Below are 17,358 nucleotides of genomic sequence, written 5' to 3'. Positions count from 1 at the left end.
CGGGTCTCGCCGTAATCGTGTCTGGCGTCGATTGTTCGAGAACCGGACCATCAAATAGGCAAGCAGCGTAATCAAAGCCGAAGCCACGTTGGCGCAGGTTTTGTTCGTTCTTAGCTTCATCCCACTCGAAGTCCATTGTGATACAATCGTATACGCTTGTAGCGTACATTGTCAAGCATAAACGTGAGGCCTAGGCCGCGAGGAATCTGGGCGGATCACATTTTGATTGCGTGATCGGGAATCCTTCGAATGTATCGGGCAGCTTCGGCATGAAGCGTTCTTTGCCTTTGACCGTGAAGACGTGGATGATGTCATCTGGTCCGGCCCGGGCGACGACGATCGCGATGCCTGGCCGAAGGTTGTAGTCTTCGATAAGATGCTTGGATGCTGCGGTTACGGCTTCTTTAGACACTGTAGTTTCCTATGTTGCCGAATCTTCCGTGGGAGCAAATCATCTCGAATTTTCAAACTGGGGCACTACCGGCTCACATGTTCACTTGTGAGCCGGGCGTGAAAAGGTTATAGGGGCGCCTCGCGTCAAGGCGCCCCTTATTTTTGCGGCCTCTGCGCCGCCCCAACATGTGGATTTTGACGATGAAATCGGAAGGTCATCCGAACTATCACTTCATCAAGGTCGTTACGACCGATGGAACGGAATTCTACACCCGCTCGACCTATGCCGAGGAAGGCGCGACGCTGAACCTCGACATCGATCCCAAAACGCACCCGGCCTGGACCGGCGGTTCGCAGCAATTGCTCGACCGCGGCGGCCGTCTGTCGCGCTTTAACACGCGTTTCGGCAATATCGGTATCGCCGCCAAGAAGTAAGATTCGCCGTCATGGCCGGCACTCGGGTCCGCCTTCGGCCGCCCGAGCACGTGTTATTGTGCCGGCCGCCCACGCCGAGACATTACTGTAGTGATTGCAACGAAGTAGCAGCGTCCCCGCGTGGATGGCCGGCACAAGCACGGCCATGACACTTGGGAAGATTGCGCCAAACTTTGCGACAGCCCGCTATTCGCCGCCGAAGGCTGCGCGCAGAAGCTCAAGTTGCGGCTCAAGCGGCCGGCTGAGCACCGGCGCCTCGTCCGCTGCCTGATAGAGCACGCGATCGAGGTGCAGGATGCGGCTTTGCAGCCGCAGCGAACGATCGATGATCGCGACAAACCGCTCCGGCAATTTCTTTGCGGCATCCGGGCTGATTCCGGTCTGCTGCTCGCTCAGGCGGACCTTTCGCTTCTCGGACGCCGCTTCGCTCTGGGTCAATTCGCCTTCGTTCACCGCCCGCTGCAACAGGAGCCAGGAGGCGGTCTGCATCAGCCGCGTCGTCAGCCGCATGCTCTCCGTCGCATAGGCCAGCGCGCCGAGGCGCGGCAATGTCTTGGCGTCTTCGCGTCCCTCGCCATCGAGATAGGCCGCGGTTTCCTCGACGAGCGTCATGCCGTCGCGGAAGAGGGTTTTGAAGGATTCAGACGACACCAATTTATTGGCGAAGGACAATGCGGCGTCTGGCTCACTCGTCGACAGCTGGATCATTGCGGCGCTCTTACCTAACTCTTTCCGGTCAGAATTTTCCGCGTTGATATTAGGACCTTCAGCGGAACGCCGGGCATTAAGTTTTAAGTAAGGTTAACATGCAAAGGATCGCGAAAGTCGCTGCGCCGCATGGTGCAGATGAGAAAAAGAGCCGCCGAAGCGGCTCTGAAAGTCACGGTGTTGGGGAGGGAGAAACCGCGGCCAAAGCCGCCGGTTTTGTCCGGTTGACTACCGGCTAACCCTTAGGATGCGCGCGCAAAATTTAATAAAAGGTTAATGATTGCCGCCGGCTGGTTCAGGACGCTGGCTTGAAAAACGCTGCCGCGCTGGCCTGGCTGGCGGACTTGGCGCGCTGCGCGTCTTCGAGCCGGGAAATTTCGGCTTTCAACGCCTCGATGCGGAGTTTTAGTTCCTCGATCGACAGGTCGTCGAGCGGCTGACCGAGGACATGCTCCGGCGGCTTGCGAACTGGCGCAAAAGGATCGTCCTCCCCTTGGCGGCCCATCACTACGCTCCCTTGAAATGTCGCCCGGTTCGTGTCGATCCGCTGCGTAATTTACTCGAACCATATTATATTCGATCTCGAATGTGGCGCATTGCTTTGCGCCGCCGGGTCGCTTAGAAAAGGGTCGATCCCCCAAATTCGGAACTTAGGTGCGGTGGTTTATGGCCGCGCTCAAGTTCGTCCCGCCGCATCGGAGGATGCGGGCCCATAGTCCGGTCTTGCTGCCGAGCCGCCTTACCGCTCAAGCGCCGCCGAGACCCAAAGGAGACTGGAATGACCGACGCCCCGCTCATGCCCAAGGCGACGGCCGTATGGCTCGTCGAGAACACATCCCTCAGCTTCGATCAGATCGCCGATTTCTGTAAATTGCATCCGCTCGAGGTGAAGGGCATTGCCGATGGCGAAGTCGCCGCCGGCATCAAGGGCCATGATCCGATCACGTCCGGCCAGTTGACGCGCGAGGAGATCGCCGAGGGTGAGAAAGACCCGTCGCATCATTTGCGGCTGGCGCAATCCAAGGTTCGGCTGCCGGAAGTCAAACGTGGCCGCGGGCCGCGCTATACGCCGCTTTCGCGCCGCCAGGACCGTCCGAATGCGATCCTCTGGCTCTTGCGCAACCATCCGGAATTGAAGGACGCGCAGATCATGCGTCTCGTCGGCACGACGAAAACGACGCTGCAGGCGATCCGCAACCGCACGCATTGGAATTCGGCCGCCCTGACGCCCATGGACCCGGTCACCCTGGGTCTCTGCTCGCAGATGGATCTCGATTTCGAGGTCAATCGCGCGGCCAAGGAACGGGTGCCGGTCGAAGAGGACCGCAAGCAGACGCTCGTACCGGCCGAGATCACGACCGCGCCGCGCCCCGAAGGCCAGCATGACGGCGACGTCTTCTCGCACAGGCCAGCGGCGCCGCAAGAGGAAGACCATTTCGACGCCGAGTCCGTTTTCGCCAAACCCAAGGCTTGAGACAAAGGCTCACGGCTTAAGCGAGAGGCAAGCTTAAGGCGCCATTGTCCGGCGAATCGTGCGGGATCAGCCGCGCTGGAGCCGGAAGAATGGCTTTTATGGTTAATAGAAAGACAATCCGCGGGCTCCGGCTGGGCATCGCTATGGCCGGGCTTTTCGCGGTGACCGGTGTTCAGGCCGCCGACCTCGATCACCCCTATTATCGCCACCGCCGGCACCTGCCCCTGCCGCCTCCGGTCGCCTTTCTGCCGCCTCCACCGAGCTGCAAAATCGTGCCACTGCCGCAGATGAACCTCTATAACGAGGTCACCCGGGCGGGCATCCAGAACGTCTGCATCTCGCGCGGCGTCTATGCCGACAGCTTCTGGCCCTATGCGCCGCCTTATTGGCGGCCAAATCCGCATGAAGGCTACGCTGCCGGCTTTTGGTAGCAGCGATTGAAGTAACCGGCCGATAAGGATAACGCTTCTAGATGGCGGCCAGGCCAAAAGGGGGCCGTCGAGAGTTATGTCTATGCCGTTCCGTTTCTCTTCGCTTCGCCGTTTGGCCGCGATCGCCGCGGCTGTGGCTCTAGCCGCACTTTTGAGCGGCTGCGTCGGCGAAGAGGATTCTGGAAGCGACGGTCTCGTTGATCGCGCTTACGCGCCGTTGTCGCCGCAAATGCTCGCCCTGATGCAGGCCAAGGGCACCAGCCCGCAGGCACCGGTCCTTTTTCGCACCTACAAGAAGGAAGCGGAGTTCGAGGTCTGGAAGATGCGCTCGGATGGGCGTTACGCGCTGCTCCGAACCTATCCGATGTGCCGCTGGTCTGGCCAGCTCGGCCCCAAGAAGAAGCAGGGCGACCGGCAGGTGCCGGAAGGGTTCTACGCGATCTATCCGTCGCAGATGAATCCGCACTCCAACTATTACCTGTCGTTCAACGTCGGCTATCCGAACCTCTATGACCGCGTCCACGGCTACAGTGGCGACTCGATCATGGTGCATGGCATTTGCTCGTCGGCCGGCTGTTTCTCGATGACCAATCCGGAGATCGGCGAAATCTACACGATCGCGCGCGAGGCCTTTGCTGCCGGCCAGCCGGAAATCCAGATGCAGTCCATGCCGTTCCACATGACGGCCGAGAATCTCGCAAAATACCGGTTCGACCCCAACGTCGACTTCTGGCGTGAGTTAAAGAACGGCGCCGACAATTTTGAAGTGACGAAACACGAAGTCGCAGTCGGCGTCTGCAACATGCATTACGTGTTCAACGCGAAGCCGTCGGATGGCGAAAGTTTCGATCCGACCGCCCCCTGCCCGGCTTTGCGACGCGACGAGATGGTGCATGACGAAGTCGTCGCCAGGGAAGCGCGCGACGACGCGCGCATCGCCGAGCTTGTCGGCACCGGCGTCGCCGCAGTTCATACCGCCTATGCCGATGGCGGCCAGAACCCGGTCTTCAAGGGCGCGAAGATCGATGATGTCAGCCGTCCGGACGCACTCGCCACCGGACCTGTTGATGTCGCGATCAAGCGGCATGGCAAAGCGCCGACGCTGATACAATTGAAAGCCCAACGGGCGAAAGACCTTGCGGCGGCGATCGCCGCGGAGAAAAAGGCGCAGGCGTTGCGTTTGGCGCGCGGCGAAACCGATCCCGTTGACACACAGCCGACAGGAAGCACCGGTGCACCAGCGGTCGCCGCGCCAACGCCGCAAAAGCCCGCGCCCTTCTCGAACTTCTTCGGCTTCAACAAGTCGGCGCAACCTGCGGCGACCCCGGCTCCGGCCATAGCGACGGCTGAACCAGCGCAAAGCCAACCGGGCGCACCCATTCCGCAGCAGCCGGCACAAACTGCCTCAGCGCCATCTGCGGCGCCGGCAGCGAGCCACGGCTTTTCCCTCACAAACATGTTCGCGCCGAAACCGGCGCAGCAAACAGCCCCCGGGCCGCAGGCCGCGAGCGCTGTGCCATCTGCTGTGCAAAGCACGGCGCCGGCCGATGCGCAGTCTCCTGCACCCGTGACGCCACCGAACAGCCAATAATTTTTGGGCTTAAGCCGCGGCGGCGGCGCGGTACTTCGCCCAGCCTTGCGCGCGCAATGTGCAAGCTGGACACCTGCCGCAGCCATAGCCCCATTCGTGCCGCACGCCGCGCTCGCCGAGGTAGCAGGTATGCGTGTCTTCGAGAATGAGATCGACGAGCGGCTCGCCACCAAGCTCCGCGGCCAGCGCCCAGGTCTGCGCCTTGTCGAGCCACATCAGCGGCGTCTCGAGCACGAAGTCCTTTTCCATGCCGAGATTAAGCGCCGTCTGCATCGCCTTGATCGTCGCGTCGCGGCAATCCGGATAGCCGGAGAAATCCGTCTCGCACATGCCGCCGACGATATGCGTCAGGCCGCGGCGATAGGCGACCGCCGCCGCGAAGGTCAGAAAGACGAGGTTGCGGCCAGGGACGAAGGTGTTGGGCAGGCCGTTTTCCTGCATGACGATTTCGACATCCCGCGTCATCGCCGTCGCTGAAATCTGGCCAAGCACGGCAAGATCGATCAGATGGTCCTCACCAAGCCGCGCGACCCAGCCTGGGCGGAGAGCCACGATCTTCTCGCGGATCTTGGCCCGCTGATCGAGCTCGATCCGGTGGCGCTGGCCGTAATCGAAACCGATCGTTTCGACATGATCGAAGCGGGCAAGCGCCCAGGCGAGACAGGTCGTCGAATCCTGCCCTCCGGAAAAAAGCACGAGCGCTTTCGTCATGATGATTGCCTTTTTTATTTCAGATCGCGCGAACAGTCGAATTGATCGACGATCGTATAGGCGCGGATGATCTGGTCGGGTTCGCGCGAATAAAAAAAGAAATTGCCTTCCCAAAACTCGATCCGGTCGGCGGACTCCGTCGACAGCAGCCAACCATAAGATTGGGTCAGCATGACAAGGGAGGCTAGCCCGATGAGCTCCCCCAGATTTCGCGCCATCTCGATTGAAACCTCAGCCTGATCCTCGGCGGCCCAATTCTGAGCCTCGAACAAATATCCGGGTGCCTCATCCAAGGCACGGGGCTCGCGCAATCCCGCGCGTATCAACGCAAGAATCGCATGATCGAATCCGTAAGCGCCGGGCTCCCAATGATCGATCCAAAGCAGCCTTTCACCATCCGGGGAGAGCCAACGGCTTAACTCGCGGATAAAATCGGGAAGAAGGGCAATGTCTCCGGGCGGTCGTGCGCCGAGACGATCGATCGGCGCCGGCGGCCGGATCGAAGTGCCGCGCGGGTCAAGAATGGCTGCGGCTTCCGCCTTGGACAGACAACGCATTGAAAAAGTACCCTATTCCGGGTTTGACCGCGTTCGGCCATTGTCGCTGGACAATCTATTGCGGATTTGGCTTCGATAGTCCAAATAAGAGCCGGGAGGTTGGCGGTGGACGTACCACTCGCCAACCGGGTCAGGTCCGGAAGGAAGCAGCCCAGACGAGAACCGGGCGGGTTTCTGTCCAGCCTCCCACTTCTTATTTTCGAGCGCTGCGTCGTTGCGAGAAACGCAGCGGCCAAGCAAGCCGGGACAAGACCGGATCGCTTCGCTCCGCTCGCGATGACGGGCTGAATGGCCGAAGATCACAGCGCTGAACCTTCCCTCCTGCCGGCTGGCGGCGATGCGGCCCCGGCCGCGCCGTATCGCGTGCTGGCGCGGAAATACCGGCCGACCAATTTCGATGATCTCATCGGTCAGGAGGCGATGGTCACGACGCTATCGAACGCGTTCGATCTCAGCCGCATCCATCAAGCCTATATCCTGACTGGCGTACGCGGTGTCGGTAAAACGACGACCGCGCGCATCCTCGCCCGCGCCTTCAATTACGAAGTGCCGGCGCAAGACGGCAAAGCGGCCATCAGCCAGCCAACCATTCGGATGCCGGAACTTGGCGTTCATTGCCAGGCGATCATCGATTCGCGTCATGTCGATGTGATCGAGATGGACGCCGCCTCGCATACCGGCATCGACGACATCCGCGAGATCATCGACAACGCCCGGTACCGGCCCGTCCTGGCGCGAACCAAAGTCTACATCATCGACGAAGTTCACATGCTCTCGAAGGCGGCGTTCAACGGGCTGTTGAAGACGCTGGAAGAACCGCCGGATCATGTGAAATTCATCTTCGCGACGACCGAGATCGAGAAAGTCCCGGTGACGGTTCGCTCGCGCTGTCAGCGTTTCGATCTGCGGCGTATCGAGGCCGACCGGCTCGTCGCGCATCTCGGCACCATTTGCACGAAAGAAGAAATCGCCACGGAGCCGGAGGCCTTGGCACTTATCGCGCGGGCGGCGGAAGGCTCGGTGCGTGATGCGCTGTCTCTGCTCGACCAGGCGATTGCCCACGCCAAAGGCAGTCTGCGGAGCGAGGTGAAGGCCGACGATCTGCGGCAGATGCTCGGCCTCGCCGATCGGACGCGGCTCATCGATCTCTTTGCCGATGTCATGCGCGGCGACATCGCAACGGCGCTGAATGCGATGAAGGCGCTTTATGACGCCGGCGCCGATCCGCAGCGCGTGCTCGGCGAATTGGCGGAATTCACGCACGTGGTGACGCGGCTGAAGCTTGTGCCCGAGACGGCGAAAGATCCGGCGCTGAGCGAAGCGGAGCGCACGCGCGGCAGCGAATTCGCGCAAAAACTGTCGCTCCCGGTGCTGACGCGTGCCTGGCAATTGCTGCTGAAAGGCCTGAGCGAGATCAAGGATTCGCCGCGCCCTCTCGCCGCCGCGGATATGATCCTGGTGCGGCTCGCCTATGCCGCCGATCTGCCGACGCCGGATGAGGCCTTGCGGCGCCTCGGCCCCGGATCGCAAAATTCGGCGCTCCCGGTCCCCGCCCGCGAGCCTGTCTCGGCAGGCGGTCCGCCCCCACCGTCGATGGCCCGCACGAGCGGCGCGGCGATGCGCGCCCAAGCACCCCAACCGCAGCCGCAGGCACAGCTGGCCGAGCCCGGGTTGCGGCTGTCCCGCTTCGAGGACGTTGTGGCGCAGGCTGCCGCGACGCGCGACATTCAATTGAAGATGGCGCTTGAGCGTGATGTGCGTCTCGTGCGCTTCGAGGAAGGGTCGATCGAATTCGCCCTCGCGCCGGGCGCCTCGGCGCAGATCGCGCAAACGCTCATGCGGCGACTGCAGGAATGGACCGGCCGGCGCTGGATGGTCGCTGTCTCACGCGAGGCGGGGGCACCCAGCCTGAAAGAACAGGCCGAAGCGGCTACGGCCGCGAGCCTGCACGGGGTGCGCGCCGACCCGCTCGTGCGTGCGGTGATGGATCAATTCCCGGGTGCGGAAATTGTCGCGGTGCGCGAAACCGAATCCGCCGAAAGCCCGGCAATACCGGAAGATATCGCTTATATAGATTCAACGATCACGGACGACGATCTGTAATTATTCGAGGAAACGACATGGCCGGAATGTTCGACTTGATGAAGCAGGCGCAGGCCATGCAGGCGAAGATGCAGGACGTGCAGGCGGAGCTTGAGCGCGTTGAGGTCGAAGGCCAGTCGGGTGGCGGCATGGTTCGCATTACCTTGACGGCCAAGGGCCAGATGAAAGGTATCACGCTCGACCCCTCGCTGCTGAAGCCCGAAGACAAGGACATGCTCGAGGACCTGATCGTCGCCGCGCATGACGATGCGCGCAAGAAGGGCGAACGGGTGATGGAAGAGCGCATGCAGAGTCTCACCGCCGGCCTGCCATTGCCCCCCGGTTTCAAGCTGCCATTCTGAAATGGCTGAACGTATCGCCGGCCCGGAGATCGAGCGCCTGATCCAATTGCTGGCGCGACTGCCGGGCCTCGGCCCGCGCTCGGCGCGCCGCGCCGCGCTCCATTTGATCCGCAAACGCGAACAATTGCTGGGGCCGCTCGCCGAGGCGATGCAGGTTGCGCGCGAGCGCATTGTCGTCTGCAGCGAATGCGGCAATGTCGATTCGTGCAACCCATGCACAATCTGCCGTGATGGGCGGCGCGATTCGAAATTGCTGATCGTCGTCGAAACAGTCGCCGATCTCTGGGCGCTGGAACGTGCCGGCGCGCTCTCAGCGCGCTACCATGTGCTCGGCGGAACCTTGTCACCTCTCGATGGGGTGGGGCCGGACGATCTCAATCTGAAGAGCCTCGCCGGGCGCGTGGCGCAAGACGAGATCACCGAGGTCGTTCTGGCCGTCAATGCCACCGTCGATGGACAAACCACGGCTCATTACATCACCGATCTGCTGGCGCCGTTTGCGGTGCGCGTGACACGTTTGGCGCACGGCGTTCCCGTCGGCGGCGAACTCGATTACCTCGATGAAGGCACGTTGGTCGCGGCAATCCGCAGCCGCACCGATTTTTAACTTCGCCAGCGTCGCTTTACGCACGTCACACCCAAGTTGTACGCGCGAAGTAACTTCAACCGATGTGACTGCATCTAATTTATTCACTCTTTTCATCTAGAAACATCTTGGCTGTGTGGGGCAGAGAACTCGCTCGTTAACAATGGTCGCCATTCCGATGGCGCCGATGTCCCCGGCCGCGCGCCGCAGGACCGCGGCGCTCGCTGAATGGAGGCAGGCGTGGCGTCGAAGAATTTACCCATCTCGAAGAAACTTATCGTTGCATTCGCGGCCGTGCTCGGCGTCGTGGCGACCACATCCGTCGCCATCGAAGTCGCCGTTCATCACGCTGAGTCTTCGATCGAAGCACGCGCTGCTTCGTTTCGCCTCGTCGATCATCTCGACAACGCTCTGGCCGCCGAATACGACCTGAACGCCTCCGCGCGGGGTCTTCTTCTCGCCGACGACAAGGCACATTTCAGGGTGCTTTACGCCACGGCCACGCAGATATTCAGTAACCAGATCGCCGATGCACGCGCCGAAGCGAATAACGATCCGGACATGCTCGCGGCGCTCGATAAATTCGCGGCGGCAAGCGACGGCTGGCATCGCGAAACCGGCGACCCGGAAATGCAGCTCGGCAGCGACCCCCGGACCTTGCCGCAGGCACTCGCTCTCGCCAAAACCGCGACAGGTGGCACGGCGATGAGCATCGTTCGGGCCGCCAGCGATGACGCGCGCGCCCGCGCCCAGGAAATTTCCGCGGCAGCCGAAAGCGCCGAAAGCAGCGCGATCTGGTTCGTCCACCTCGCGCAAATTGTCGGTGGCCTTCTCGCCCTCCTCGTCGCCGGGTATGCCGGCTATCAGTTGGATCGGCGCATTGCTTTCCCAATCCAGATTTTGAACGATTGCATGAAGAGGTTGGCGCAAGGCCGGCTCGATACGGGCGTGCCGCCCATGGGCAATGGCGATGAGATCGCCGAGATGTCGCAACGCATCCAGGTCTTCAAGGACAATGCTGTCGAGAAGGCCCGGCTTGAAGCTGCCGCCGAGGCGGCGCGTCAGGCTGCGCAGGAAGAACAAGCGCGCCAGGAGATCGAGACACAGAAGTATATTGACGCGCACAACGTCTTTGTGACCTCGATCACCGAGGCGTTGCAGCGCCTTTCGGACGGCGATTTGACCTTCCGGATCGTCAAGGCCTTCGCCAGCGAATACGAGAAAATCCGCACCAACTTCAACGCCTCGATCGAGCAGTTGCAGCAGGTCATGGTGCACGTCAATTCGAACACGATGGCGATTCGCTCCGGCTCGCAGGAAATTTCCTCCGCGGCGGACGATCTTTCGCGCCGGACGGAACAGCAGGCCGCAAGCCTTGAGGAGACCGCGGCAGCGCTCGACGAGATCACGGCGACGGTACGCAAGACCGCCGAAGGCGCGAACCATGCCCGCGAAGTTGTCGCCATTGCGAGAACTGACACGGAGAAGGGCGGCAACGTCGTTCGTCAGGCCGTCAATGCGATGAATGCCATCGAAAAATCTTCGCAGCAGATCAGCCAGATCATTGGCGTCATCGATGAGATCGCCTTCCAGACCAATTTGCTCGCGCTCAATGCTGGCGTCGAAGCCGCCCGCGCGGGCGATGCAGGTCGTGGTTTCGCCGTCGTCGCCTCGGAAGTTCGCGCCCTCGCACAACGGTCTGCCGAAGCGGCCAAGGAGATTAAGGGGCTGATCTCGACTTCCACCACACAGGTTGGACAGGGCGTCGGTCTCGTGACCGAAACCGGCAAGGCGCTGGAACGCATTTTCACGCAGGTCGCAGAAATGGACACGATCGTGACCGACATCGCGACAAGCGCGCGTGAACAGGCAACGGGTCTGCAAGAGGTCAACACCGCCGTCAATCAGATGGATCAGGTGACGCAGCAGAACGCTGCCATGGTCGAGGAATCGACCGCTGCCAGCCATACGCTGTCGCGTGAAACCGAAGAGCTGACCAAGCTCGTCGGGCACTTCCAGGTCGGCGAGACTGAAGCGCCGCAGAAGCGAGCCGCCAAAAGCACCGCACGGCCGGCCATGAAGACGCTCGGTGCCCGGGGCGGCGCCGCGCCGAAACCGGCCAATGACGAGTGGGAAGAATTTTAAGGCCTCTGCTGCAAACTCTACCTAAGCAATTTCCAAAGGAATATCGCGATGACCAAAACGGTTCTCACGGTCGATGATTCTCGCACGATGCGCGACATGCTTCTGCTGACGCTTTCCGACGCAGGTTATCGCGTGGTGCAAGCCGAAGACGGAATGCACGGGCTTGAGGTGCTTGCTGGCGAAACGCCGGATGTGATCGTCACCGACATCAACATGCCGCGTCTCGATGGCTTCGGCTTTATCGAGAAAGTCCGCCACGACGCCAAATACCGTGCGCTGCCTATTCTCGTTCTGACGACGGAAAGTGACGCAGAGAAGAAGGATCGCGCCCGCCGCGCCGGAGCCACGGGCTGGATCGTCAAGCCCTTCGACCCGACGAAACTCGTCGCCGCCGTTCGCCGCGTTGCAGCCTGACCTGACGGAGGCGTGCCATGGACCCGATGGCGGCGATTAAACAGACGTTCTTTCAAGAATGCGAAGAACAGCTCGCGGAATTGGAGACCGGCCTGCTCGCCATGGAAAGTGGCGATCATGATCCAGAGACGGTCAACGCCGTCTTTCGGGCCGTCCATTCCGTCAAGGGCGGTGCCGGCGCCTTCAGCCTCGAAGACTTGGTCCGATTCGCGCATGTGTTCGAGACCGCGCTCGACCACGTCCGCGCCGGCCGGCTTGAAGCGACGCCGGACCTGCTGAAAGTTCTTTTGCGCGCGGCCGATGTGCTAGCGGATCTCGTCCGCGCCGCCCGCGACGGCGGCAGCATCGATGAAAGCCGCAGCCAGAAGCTCGCCGACGAATTACGCGCGCTCAACCCTGGCGACGCAGCAGAACCCGACGACGATCTCTCTGGCATCGAATTTCAGCCGGTGCTGATCGATTTCGATCTCGGCGACGAGCCACCGCCGCCACCCGCCGAAAATGTCTTCATCATCTACTTCAAACCCAAGCCCAGCCTCTACGCCAAGGCGAACGAGACGGCTTTGATCCTGCGTGAACTCGCCGAACTCGGCGAGCTCGAAACGTCTTGCGATATTTCCGACCTTCCGCTCCTCAGCGAACTCGATCCGGAGGGTGCCTATCTCTCCTGGACGATCAGGCTCACGACAACGAAAGATGAAGACGCGGTGCGCGATGTCTTCGATTTCGTCAGCTGGGATTGCGATCTTGAGATAACGAACGAATCCGAGCCTTCGACAGGCGACACCAGTCTCGACGACGAACTTGCCGCGCTTCTCGCGCGTGTTCAGGCACCGCAAGCCGAGATTTCTGCAGCGAAAGCACCCGCACCGCAAATCGATGCAACGCCTGTCGTCACTCTCCCGGTGGCCAAGCACGATTTGGCCGAGCCCGTGACGTCAGCGCCTGCCGTGGCAAAATCCGGCGATGCGGAAAACAAAGGCGCCACGGCAACGATCCGCGTCGATCTTGATCGCGTGGACAGGCTGATCGATCTCGTCGGCGAACTCGTCATCAATCAGGCGATGCTCGCGCAGCGCGTGACCGAGGCAGGACTTGCCCGCGCGTCGGGCATTGTCATCGGCCTCGACGAACTTGAACAATTGACGCGTGAAATCCAGGATAGCGTGATGGCGATCCGGGCGCAGCCGGTGAAATCCGTCTTCCAGCGGATGCCGCGGCTTGTGCGCGAACTCGCGGTGATGACCGGCAAGGCCGTGCGTCTCGTCACCGATGGCGAAAACACCGAAGTCGACAAGACGGTGATCGAGCGTTTGAGCGATCCGCTCACCCATATGATTCGCAACGCTATCGATCACGGTTTGGAAAAGCCGGAGACGCGCATCGCCGCCGGCAAGCCGGAAGAAGGCACCGTCCGTCTCTCCGCCCTGCATCGTTCTGGCCGCATCGTGATCGAGATATCCGACGACGGCGCCGGTATCAACCGTCCGCGCGTGAAGCAGATCGCGATCGACAAGGGGTTGATTGCCGCCGACGCAATGCTCAGCGACGACGAGATCGACAATCTGATTTTCCTGCCCGGATTTTCGACCGCATCGGAAATCTCCGACATCTCCGGGCGCGGCGTCGGCATGGACGTGGTGAAACGTTCGATCCAGGCGCTCGGCGGCCGCATCTCGATCTCTTCGCGTCCCGGCCGCGGTTCGACCTTTACGATGAGCTTGCCGCTGACTCTCGCCGTACTCGACGGGATGGTCGTGACAGTCGCCGATCAGACGCTCATCGTTCCGCTGACCGCCATTGTCGAAACCTTGCAGGCCAAACCCGGCGAGGTGCACAGCATGGGCGGCCAGGCCCGCGTGATCTCAATCCGCGACAAGTTTACCCCGCTGATCGATATCGGCCGCGAACTCGGCTATCGCGGCGGGGCGAGCGACGCCTTGGCGAGCGTGGTCATTCTGGTCGAGACGGAGGGTGGCGGCCGCAGCGCCTTCCTTGTCGATGCCATCCAGGGGCAGCGGCAGGTTGTCATCAAGAGTCTCGAAGCAAATTATCGCCACGTGCCCGGCATTGCCGCCGCGACCATCCTGGGTGACGGCCGCGTGGCGCTGATCCTCGATGTGGATGCTGTGATCGCCAACACGCAAGAGAATATCGGCTCGGGGATTAGCGAAGCGGCATGACAAGCGTCCCGACCAAAGCGATCGAGGCGCAGCGGGCTTCCGCCGCGATCTCGGCCGAATTTGTAATGACGGACGCCGACTTTCGTCGGATCGCGGAAATGCTGCACGCCGATGCCGGTATTCATGTGCCGAACGGCAAGGCCGCGCTCGTCTATTCGCGGCTGGCAAAAAGATTGCGCGCGCTGGGGCTCGAAAGCTTTCGCGACTATTGCGAGCTTGTCTCGTCTCACGCCGGTGTCAGCGAGCGCCAGCAAATGCTTGCGGCGCTGACGACGAACGTCACGCGTTTCTTCCGCGAGCCGCATCATTTCGAGCATTTACGCAAACAGGTTCTGCCGGCCCTGATCGAAAAGGCGCGCCACGGCGGCCGCGTGCGGTTCTGGTCTGCGGCGTGTTCAAACGGTGCCGAGCCCTATTCGATTGCCCTGACAATTCTCTCGATGCTGCCCGATGCCGCCAATTACGACATCAGGGTTTTAGCGACCGACATCGACCCCAACATGGTCGCCGAAGGAACCGCCGGCATATATGGCGACGCGTTGATGCAGCCCGTGCCGTCCGATCAGCGCCTGCGCTGGTTTTCGTCCACGCGCGGCGCCGGCGGCAAAGTCTGGACCGCGAACGACGCCTTGCGCACCCTCGTGGCTTTCCGCGAACTCAACCTTATCGGCAATTGGCCGATGCGCGGCCAGTTCAACGCAATCTTCTGCCGCAACGTCGTGATCTATTTCGAAGCGGATACACAGGCAACGCTGTGGGGTCGCTTCGTGCCGCAGCTCGTGCCAGGTGGGCACCTCTACATCGGCCATTCGGAACGCGTGTCTGGACCTGCCGCCGCACGCTTCGAAAGCGATGGCATCACCACGTACCGTCTGAGACAAGAGGCGCGCAAGTGAACAAGACCAAGGTTCTCGTTGTCGATGATTCGCGGACGATGCGGCATCTGATCAGCCAGATTTTGGCGCAGGATCCGGATATCGAAGTCGTCGGCCAAGCCGCCGATCCGCTTGAGGCACGCGAGGCCATCAAGGCGCTTGAGCCCCACGTCGTGACGCTCGATGTCGAAATGCCGAACATGAATGGCATCGATTTTCTCTCGAAAATCATGAAGCTGCGGCCAACGCCGGTCATTATGATCTCGAATCTCACCGCGCGCGGCACCGAGGCGACGATCAAGGCGCTCGAAATCGGCGCGTTCGATTGCATCGCCAAACCGGCGCCGGGCGACCGCGAATTGTTTCCCGATCTGGCCGCCAAAGTGAAGGCCGCCGCCGCTGCGCGGCTGCATCTCATGAAACCACTGCGCCAGGACGCACCGGCACCTGCCGCGCCAAAGCAGAGCGTCTATGAATCCGACGGCAGAATTATCGCCATTGGCGCCTCGACCGGTGGCGTCGAAGCCTTGATCTCGGTGTTGTCGAAATTTCCCGAGAATTGCCCGCCGACGGTCGTGACCCAGCATATGCCGGCGACGTTCACCAAGAGTTTCGCCGATCGGCTTGATCGGCTATGTGCGCCGCGTGTGAGCGAGGCCAGCGACGGCGCGCCGCTGAAGCAGGGCCAGATCTATCTCGCGCCCGGCACAACGACGCATCTTGAAATCGTTGCTGGCAGAGGCTTGAGTTGTCGCTTGAGCAACGCCGGACCGGTCAACGGCCATCGGCCGTCTGTCGATGTCATGTTCAACTCGGTTTGTATCGCCGCCAAATCGAAGGCTGTTGGCGTGATTCTCACCGGCATGGGCCGCGACGGCGCCGATGGGCTTCTCGCCATGCGCCGCGCCGGCGCGATGACGATCGGGCAGGATCGCGCGACAAGCCTTGTTTACGGAATGCCCCGCGTCGCCTTCGAGGTCGATGCGGTGGAAAAGCAATTGCCGCTCGAAAAGATCGGCAATGAAATTCTGCGTCTCACGAATCGGGACGAGGAAGGAGTAAAAGCATGCCGTTCGCGTCAGCCATAAGGGCGATGATCGTCGACGACCAGCTCACCAGTCGCGCTCTGATTCGCGACGGCCTGCAGCAGCTCGGGATCCAGGATATCGAGCAAGCCGGCGATGGCGAGCAGGGGTTGAAAGCGCTGCTGCAGAAGCCGGCGCATCTCGTCATCTCCGATCTCAATATGCCAAAGCTCGATGGCTTGCAGTTTTTACAGGCAGTGCGCGCCCATCCGTCGACGCAAAAGGCAGCCTTCATCATGTTGACGGGCCGCGGCGACCGCGCCTTGATTGAGCGTGCGATCAAACTCGGGGTCAATAATTATCTGGTCAAGCCGTTCACCATCCCGGTCCTGAAGGGCGCGATCGAAGCCGTCTTCGGAAAACTTAAATGACGCTCCATAATGCCGCGCACAGAGCTGAACACACCGAAGAGCGCCAGCAAAAAGTACACATCATTCAAGGTCAGTATTACGTCTCTGACCAGCCGAATGTTGTGCTCCTGACGCTACTTGGCTCTTGTGTCGCCGCCTGCATTCATGATCCGGTCGCGCGCGTCGGCGGCATGAATCATTTTTTGTTGCCGGGTGCTGACCGCGACACCAACACGCGTGACGCTGAACGCTACGGTGTGCATCTGATGGAGCTTTTGGTTAACGGATTATTGCAGCACGGTGCCCGCAAGGATCGGCTTCAGGCAAAGCTTTTCGGCGGTGCGCGGACGGTTGAGAAATTATCCGACATTGGCCGTCAAAATTCGATTTTCGCCGAACGATTTCTCAAGACCGAAGGCATAGCTTACCTCGGCGGCAGTTGTGGCGGCGAGAGCGGACGACGGCTGCAATTCTGGCCGGTGTCTGGCCGGGCGCGGCAGGCCATGATCGCGGGTCAGGAAGTTCCGATCATCGTGCCGCCACCGGCGCCGCATGTTGATGGCGATGTCGAATTTTTTTAAGGATCGATGCGATGTCTATTAAATGCGCGGGTCGGCCGGACATCCAATGCGTCTCGCTCGCCGATGTGACGGACCGCGTGTGCGAAGCCCTCGACGATGTCGGTGAATCCGTACATCGTCTTCAGCATCTGATCGCGCCGCTGGTCTTGGAAGCGGCTGCGCGCAATCCCGCGCATTTACGCGAATTGCAAGACTTCGATCACATCAGCCAGAAGCTCAAAAATCTGGCCGATTTCCTCGGCGCACTGGCGCTCATTCTGCCGGAAGACTGGCAGGTCGATCCGACCATCGCCACGAAAGTCTTGACGCTTGCCGATCTCTCCACGCATCTGAGCTTCGCTAAAAAGGACGAAGACGCGCCGCACGAGCCCGGCGATTTTGAGATGTTCAGTTAG

General features: G+C 61.1%; 20 protein-coding genes and 1 other RNA gene. 16 read left to right on the top strand and 5 right to left on the bottom strand.

From position 1 onward, the window contains the following. Window positions 1-190: 190 nt before the first annotated feature. Window positions 191-412 (bottom strand): hypothetical protein, encoded by a 222-nt coding sequence (locus WDN02_RS06355; RefSeq protein WP_337292692.1) that lies wholly within the window; start codon window positions 410-412, stop codon window positions 191-193. Window positions 413-594: 182 nt separating this feature from the next. On the opposite strand from WDN02_RS06355, the gene rpmE reads away from it, so the two are divergent. Next, the gene (rpmE, locus tag WDN02_RS06350; protein WP_337292691.1) at window positions 595-828 is read left to right on the top strand and encodes a 50S ribosomal protein L31; all 234 of its coding nucleotides are present in this window, start codon (window positions 595-597) and stop codon (window positions 826-828) included. A 186-nt stretch (window positions 829-1,014) separates the two neighbouring features. Here the strand turns inward: rpmE and WDN02_RS06345 are convergent, their stop codons facing one another. Together WDN02_RS06345 and WDN02_RS06340 are read right to left on the bottom strand one after the other, a co-directional pair. Next, window positions 1,015-1,536 carry a DUF1465 family protein gene (locus WDN02_RS06345; protein WP_337292690.1) on the bottom strand — a complete coding sequence of 174 codons (522 nt, stop codon included), beginning with the start codon at window positions 1,534-1,536 and terminating at the stop codon, window positions 1,015-1,017. 295 nt (window positions 1,537-1,831) lie between these two features. Next, window positions 1,832-2,041 carry a DUF1192 domain-containing protein gene (locus WDN02_RS06340; protein WP_337292689.1) on the bottom strand — a complete coding sequence of 70 codons (210 nt, stop codon included), beginning with the start codon at window positions 2,039-2,041 and terminating at the stop codon, window positions 1,832-1,834. 273 nt (window positions 2,042-2,314) lie between these two features. Between WDN02_RS06340 and WDN02_RS06335 the strand changes: the two genes are divergently transcribed. The 3 genes from WDN02_RS06335 to WDN02_RS06325 all read left to right on the top strand — a co-directional run bounded on the left by WDN02_RS06335 (window position 2,315) and on the right by WDN02_RS06325 (window position 5,032). Next, window positions 2,315-3,010, top strand: a complete 696-nt coding sequence (locus WDN02_RS06335) for a cell cycle transcriptional regulator TrcR (protein ID WP_337292688.1) — start codon at window positions 2,315-2,317, stop codon at window positions 3,008-3,010. 89 nt (window positions 3,011-3,099) lie between these two features. Further along, entirely contained in the window at window positions 3,100-3,441 is a 342-nt protein-coding gene (locus tag WDN02_RS06330; RefSeq protein ID WP_337292687.1) for a hypothetical protein, read from the top strand. A gap of 82 nt (window positions 3,442-3,523) precedes the next feature. Further along, window positions 3,524-5,032: a L,D-transpeptidase family protein gene (locus WDN02_RS06325; protein WP_337292686.1), complete on the top strand. Its 1,509-nt coding sequence runs from the start codon at window positions 3,524-3,526 to the stop codon at window positions 5,030-5,032. Between the two features lie 9 nt (window positions 5,033-5,041). On the opposite strand, the gene queC is transcribed toward WDN02_RS06325, so the two are convergent. Together queC and WDN02_RS06315 are read right to left on the bottom strand one after the other, a co-directional pair. Beyond that, window positions 5,042-5,743: a 7-cyano-7-deazaguanine synthase QueC gene (gene queC / locus WDN02_RS06320; RefSeq protein ID WP_337292685.1), complete on the bottom strand. Its 702-nt coding sequence runs from the start codon at window positions 5,741-5,743 to the stop codon at window positions 5,042-5,044. Between the two features lie 14 nt (window positions 5,744-5,757). Further along, on the bottom strand, window positions 5,758-6,300 hold the full coding sequence (locus WDN02_RS06315; protein WP_337292684.1) for a hypothetical protein: 543 nt from the start codon (window positions 6,298-6,300) through the stop codon (window positions 5,758-5,760). Window positions 6,301-6,393: 93 nt separating this feature from the next. On the opposite strand from WDN02_RS06315, the gene ffs reads away from it, so the two are divergent. The 12 genes from ffs (at window position 6,394) to WDN02_RS06255 (ending at window position 17,358) form a co-directional block, all read left to right on the top strand. Then, window positions 6,394-6,491: signal recognition particle sRNA small type (ffs, locus tag WDN02_RS06310), an RNA gene on the top strand. Window positions 6,492-6,588: 97 nt separating this feature from the next. After that, a complete protein-coding gene (locus WDN02_RS06305; RefSeq protein WP_337292683.1) occupies window positions 6,589-8,403 on the top strand; it encodes a DNA polymerase III subunit gamma/tau in 1,815 nt (604 codons plus the stop codon). A gap of 17 nt (window positions 8,404-8,420) precedes the next feature. Continuing rightward, entirely contained in the window at window positions 8,421-8,744 is a 324-nt protein-coding gene (locus WDN02_RS06300; protein WP_337292682.1) for a YbaB/EbfC family nucleoid-associated protein, read from the top strand. 1 nt (window position 8,745) lies between these two features. Then, a complete protein-coding gene (recR, locus tag WDN02_RS06295; protein ID WP_337292681.1) occupies window positions 8,746-9,351 on the top strand; it encodes a recombination mediator RecR in 606 nt (201 codons plus the stop codon). 219 nt (window positions 9,352-9,570) lie between these two features. After that, entirely contained in the window at window positions 9,571-11,475 is a 1,905-nt protein-coding gene (locus WDN02_RS06290) for a methyl-accepting chemotaxis protein (protein WP_337292680.1), read from the top strand. Between the two features lie 48 nt (window positions 11,476-11,523). Continuing rightward, entirely contained in the window at window positions 11,524-11,889 is a 366-nt protein-coding gene (locus tag WDN02_RS06285) for a response regulator (RefSeq protein ID WP_337292679.1), read from the top strand. A gap of 17 nt (window positions 11,890-11,906) precedes the next feature. Then, entirely contained in the window at window positions 11,907-14,072 is a 2,166-nt protein-coding gene (locus tag WDN02_RS06280) for a chemotaxis protein CheA (RefSeq protein ID WP_337292678.1), read from the top strand. Continuing rightward, window positions 14,069-14,968, top strand: coding sequence for a protein-glutamate O-methyltransferase (locus WDN02_RS06275; RefSeq protein ID WP_337292677.1), 900 nt, complete (start codon window positions 14,069-14,071; stop codon window positions 14,966-14,968). Before WDN02_RS06280 ends, WDN02_RS06275 begins: the two co-directional genes overlap by 4 nt. Further along, window positions 14,965-16,035 carry a chemotaxis response regulator protein-glutamate methylesterase gene (locus WDN02_RS06270; protein WP_337292676.1) on the top strand — a complete coding sequence of 357 codons (1,071 nt, stop codon included), beginning with the start codon at window positions 14,965-14,967 and terminating at the stop codon, window positions 16,033-16,035. Before WDN02_RS06275 ends, WDN02_RS06270 begins: the two co-directional genes overlap by 4 nt. Beyond that, window positions 16,014-16,403: a response regulator gene (locus WDN02_RS06265; protein ID WP_337292675.1), complete on the top strand. Its 390-nt coding sequence runs from the start codon at window positions 16,014-16,016 to the stop codon at window positions 16,401-16,403. Before WDN02_RS06270 ends, WDN02_RS06265 begins: the two co-directional genes overlap by 22 nt. Continuing rightward, window positions 16,400-16,963 (top strand): chemotaxis protein CheD, encoded by a 564-nt coding sequence (locus WDN02_RS06260; RefSeq protein ID WP_337292674.1) that lies wholly within the window; start codon window positions 16,400-16,402, stop codon window positions 16,961-16,963. The genes WDN02_RS06265 and WDN02_RS06260 overlap by 4 nt, the downstream gene beginning before the upstream one ends. Before the next feature lie 11 nt (window positions 16,964-16,974). Continuing rightward, a complete protein-coding gene (locus WDN02_RS06255; RefSeq protein WP_337292673.1) occupies window positions 16,975-17,358 on the top strand; it encodes a hypothetical protein in 384 nt (127 codons plus the stop codon).

This window comes from Methylovirgula sp. (assembly GCF_037200945.1).
GTDB lineage: Bacteria > Pseudomonadota > Alphaproteobacteria > Rhizobiales > Beijerinckiaceae > Methylovirgula.
This window is presented reverse-complemented; position numbering and strand designations above follow the sequence as displayed.

Excerpts from the sequence above, each read along its gene's own strand:
- rpmE (WP_337292691.1), top strand. The coding sequence starts at position 595 with ATGAAATCGGAAGGTCATCCGAACTATCACTTCATCAAGGTCGTTACG.
- WDN02_RS06345 (WP_337292690.1), bottom strand. The coding sequence starts at position 1,536 with ATGATCCAGCTGTCGACGAGTGAGCCAGACGCCGCATTGTCCTTCGCC.
- WDN02_RS06340 (WP_337292689.1), bottom strand. The coding sequence starts at position 2,041 with ATGGGCCGCCAAGGGGAGGACGATCCTTTTGCGCCAGTTCGCAAGCCG.
- WDN02_RS06335 (WP_337292688.1), top strand. The coding sequence starts at position 2,315 with ATGACCGACGCCCCGCTCATGCCCAAGGCGACGGCCGTATGGCTCGTC.
- WDN02_RS06330 (WP_337292687.1), top strand. The coding sequence starts at position 3,100 with ATGGCTTTTATGGTTAATAGAAAGACAATCCGCGGGCTCCGGCTGGGC.
- WDN02_RS06325 (WP_337292686.1), top strand. The coding sequence starts at position 3,524 with ATGCCGTTCCGTTTCTCTTCGCTTCGCCGTTTGGCCGCGATCGCCGCG.
- queC (WP_337292685.1), bottom strand. The coding sequence starts at position 5,743 with ATGACGAAAGCGCTCGTGCTTTTTTCCGGAGGGCAGGATTCGACGACC.
- WDN02_RS06315 (WP_337292684.1), bottom strand. The coding sequence starts at position 6,300 with ATGCGTTGTCTGTCCAAGGCGGAAGCCGCAGCCATTCTTGACCCGCGC.
- WDN02_RS06305 (WP_337292683.1), top strand. The coding sequence starts at position 6,589 with ATGGCCGAAGATCACAGCGCTGAACCTTCCCTCCTGCCGGCTGGCGGC.
- WDN02_RS06300 (WP_337292682.1), top strand. The coding sequence starts at position 8,421 with ATGGCCGGAATGTTCGACTTGATGAAGCAGGCGCAGGCCATGCAGGCG.
- recR (WP_337292681.1), top strand. The coding sequence starts at position 8,746 with ATGGCTGAACGTATCGCCGGCCCGGAGATCGAGCGCCTGATCCAATTG.
- WDN02_RS06285 (WP_337292679.1), top strand. The coding sequence starts at position 11,524 with ATGACCAAAACGGTTCTCACGGTCGATGATTCTCGCACGATGCGCGAC.
- WDN02_RS06280 (WP_337292678.1), top strand. The coding sequence starts at position 11,907 with ATGGACCCGATGGCGGCGATTAAACAGACGTTCTTTCAAGAATGCGAA.
- WDN02_RS06275 (WP_337292677.1), top strand. The coding sequence starts at position 14,069 with ATGACAAGCGTCCCGACCAAAGCGATCGAGGCGCAGCGGGCTTCCGCC.
- WDN02_RS06265 (WP_337292675.1), top strand. The coding sequence starts at position 16,014 with ATGCCGTTCGCGTCAGCCATAAGGGCGATGATCGTCGACGACCAGCTC.
- WDN02_RS06260 (WP_337292674.1), top strand. The coding sequence starts at position 16,400 with ATGACGCTCCATAATGCCGCGCACAGAGCTGAACACACCGAAGAGCGC.
- WDN02_RS06255 (WP_337292673.1), top strand. The coding sequence starts at position 16,975 with ATGTCTATTAAATGCGCGGGTCGGCCGGACATCCAATGCGTCTCGCTC.